The sequence below is a fragment of the Streptomyces sp. 13-12-16 genome (genome assembly GCF_002114215.1).
Taxonomy (GTDB): Bacteria; Actinomycetota; Actinomycetes; order Streptomycetales; family Streptomycetaceae; genus Streptomyces.
In genome coordinates this window covers 1-1,558 of sequence record NZ_NCTE01001240.1, presented here as the reverse complement: position 1 = coordinate 1,558, position 1,558 = coordinate 1, and the positions used below count along the sequence as shown (strand labels likewise).

Below are 1,558 nucleotides of genomic sequence, written 5' to 3'. Positions count from 1 at the left end.
GTTCCGCCCGCCGGCTCGCGCATCTGCGGCGCCGGCGCGGCGCGGTGCCGCCGGCCGAGGCCCGGCACGCGGACGTGGCCCTGGTCTCCCATCTGCACGCCGACCATCTGCACATACCGTCGCTGGCCCGGCTCGCCCCGGGTACGCGCCTGCTCGTGCCCCGGGGCGCACCACGCGCGGTACCGGGGCTGCGCCGGCTCACGCATCTCGGGGTGAGCGAGGTGGCGCCCGGCGATGTGACGAGGGTCGGCGGACTGGTCGTACGGGCCGTGCCCGCGCGGCACGACGGGCGGCGGCTGCCGGTCGGGCCGCACCGCTCCCCCGCCCTCGGCTACGTCCTGGAGGGCGAGGCGCGGACGTACTTCGCCGGGGACACCGGTCTGTTCGACGAGATGGCCAAGGAGGTCGGGCCGGTCGACGTGGCGCTGCTCCCGGTGGGCGGCTGGGGTCCGTACCTGGGCGAGGGCCATCTGGACGCGGGGCGCGCGGCCGAGGCACTGGCCCGGCTGGGGGCGTCCAGCGCGGTGCCGGTGCACTACGGCACGTACTGGCCGATCGGAATGGACGCCGTGCGCCCGCACGAGTTCCACGCGCCGGGGCACGAGTTCGAGCGGCAGGCGGCCCGGCACGCGCCCGGCGCGTCGGTGCACCGGCTGGAGCACGGGGAGCGCGTGCGCCTGGAGGTCGCGCGGTGATCCTTCCCGCCGCCCCCGCCCTGCCGGCCGTGGCACCCGAGTTCACCCAGCAGGCCGTCGGCTACCCCTCGCTGTTCCTGCTGGTGCTGATCGGCGCGCTGGTGCCGGTGGTGCCGACGGGAGCGCTGGTCAGTTCGGCGGCCGTGGTCGCCTTCCACCGGGCGGCGCCGTTCTCGATGGCGCTGGTGTTCGTGACGGCGTCCCTGGCGGCGTTCCTCGGGGACACCGCGCTGTACTGGCTGGGGCGGCGCGGGATGAAGTCGAAGAACGGCTCCCGCTGGCTGGAGGCGATCCGGGAGCGTGCCCCGGAGGACCGGCTGGCGCAGGCACAGCGGAAGCTCGCCGACCACGGGGTGGCGGTGCTGGTGCTGTCCCGGCTGGTCCCGGCCGGGCGACTGCCGGTGATGCTGGCCTGTCTGGTCGCGAAGTGGCCGATGCGGCGCTTCGTGCGGGGCAATCTGCCGGCCTGTCTGGCCTGGGCGGCGACGTACCAGCTGATCGGGGTGCTCGGCGGTTCGCTGTTCGACCAGCCGTGGCAGGGCGTCCTCGCGGCGATCGTGCTGACGGTGCTGATCAGTGTGGCCCCGGGCCTGTGGCGACGGGTGCGGGGGACGGCGGCGGGGTGAGCCGGTCCCGGTGACGGCGGCCGTGCGGGTGTCGACGCGGAGCGGCGGACCGGGGGTGTGGGACACGGGGGGATGTCGGCGGGACCGTCCGGGGCGGGGCGTACGGCGCCCTCACGGGCGAAGCGGGCGAGGGCCCTCGGGCCGGGCAGCGGGGACGTCAGCCGGTCGTGGAAGGCGCGGGGCCACAAGCGGCGTTCGGCGAGCGGGCGGGATGCGGCCGGTGGCGGGGGCGGGGCC

2 protein-coding genes and 1 pseudogene are annotated in these 1,558 nt (G+C 76.7%); 2 read left to right on the top strand and 1 reads right to left on the bottom strand.

Going from position 1 to position 1,558, the window contains the following annotated elements; all coding sequences use genetic code 11:
- Positions 1 to 695 (top strand): MBL fold metallo-hydrolase (locus tag B7767_RS38605; RefSeq protein ID WP_085576036.1); only part of this gene is annotated, 695 nt, incomplete at its 5' end.
- On the top strand, positions 695 to 1,321 hold the full coding sequence (locus tag B7767_RS38600) for a DedA family protein (RefSeq protein ID WP_085576038.1): 627 nt from the start codon (positions 695 to 697) through the stop codon (positions 1,319 to 1,321). The genes B7767_RS38605 and B7767_RS38600, both read left to right, overlap by 1 nt.
- Here B7767_RS38600 and B7767_RS48795 read toward each other — a convergent pair.
- Positions 1,322 to 1,558: pseudogene (locus tag B7767_RS48795) on the bottom strand (hypothetical protein); the annotation flags it as partial.